At 63.9% G+C, this 1,172-nt stretch carries 1 protein-coding gene; it reads right to left on the bottom strand.

The features are described 5' to 3' along the window. Nucleotides 1-1,124 (bottom strand): IS630 family transposase (locus tag KGA66_RS29130; RefSeq protein ID WP_246508994.1); only part of this gene is annotated, 1,124 nt, incomplete at its 3' end. Nucleotides 1,125-1,172: the final 48 nt, after the last annotated feature.

Genomic DNA, 1,172 nt, shown 5'->3' on the forward strand with positions numbered 1-1,172 from the left:
GCTTCTAAATTTCGTTTACTAAGTTGGTCTCGTGCGTCTTCGCCCGTGACGCGCCGTAGGTACCGGGCCAGGGATTCGAGGATCTCCTCGGCGGATTTCTTCCACACGAAGGGCTTCGGGTCCTGGTTCCAGGCCTTCGCCCAGGTGCGGATGTCCTGCTCCAGAGCCTGGACGCTCCCGTGCGCGCCGCGCCTGATCATTTGGTCGGTCAGGTGGCCGAACCAGCGCTCGACCTGGTTGAGCCAGGAGCTGCCCGTGGGTGTGAAGTGCATGTGGAACCTGGGGTGTTTGGCGAGCCAGGCTTTGATCGCAGGGGTTTTATGTGTGCCGTAGTTGTCCGCGACGATGTGGACGTCCAAGCCCTCGGGGACGGTCTTGTCGATGGTGGTCAAGAACTTGCGGAACTCGACGGCGCGGTGCTTGCGGTGCAGTTCGCTGATGACAGTTCCGTCGGCGATATTGAACGCCGCGAACAGAGAGGTGATGCCGTTGCGCTGGTAGTCGTGGGTGCGCCGTTCGGGCATGCCGGGCATCATCGGCAGTACCGGTTGTGATCGGTCCAGGGCCTGGATCTGCGACTTTTCGTCGACGCACAGCACGACCGCGTGCTCCGGCGGGTCGTGGTAGAGCCCGACCACGTCGACGACTTTGTCCACGAAGAACGGATCCGTGGACAGCTTGAACCCGTCGGTGCGGTGCGGCTGCAGGCCGAAGTCCTTCCAGATCCGCCCGATCGTCGAGCGGGAGAGGCCTGACTTCCTGGCCATCAAGGACTGCGACCAGTGCGTGGCGTTCTTCGGTTTCGACTCGAGGGTCGCCACGATTACGTCCTCGACCCGGTCCAGCGTGACCGAGGATGGGCGCCCGGAGCGCTGTTCGTCGGCCAAGCCGTCGAGGCGCTGTTCGACGAACCGGCCACGCCACTTTCCCACTGTCGGCTTCGAACAGCCCAGATCGGCTGCCACCTGCGAGTTCGTCGCGCCGGGCACGGCGCAGGCCAGCACGATCCGCGACCTGAACGCAAGAGCCTGCGACGAGGTGGCCCGGCGCGCCCAACGCTCCAACTGGGCGCGCTCCCCGGCACTCAACACCAACTCGGCCCGCGGCCGTCCGGTTCGTGGCATACGCCCAGCATACACTTAGTAAACGGACTTTAGAAGCAAGACACTAGT

Origin of the sequence: Actinocrinis puniceicyclus, from assembly GCF_018283645.1 — a bacterium.
Classification (GTDB): Bacteria; Actinomycetota; Actinomycetes; order Streptomycetales; family Catenulisporaceae; genus Actinocrinis; species Actinocrinis puniceicyclus.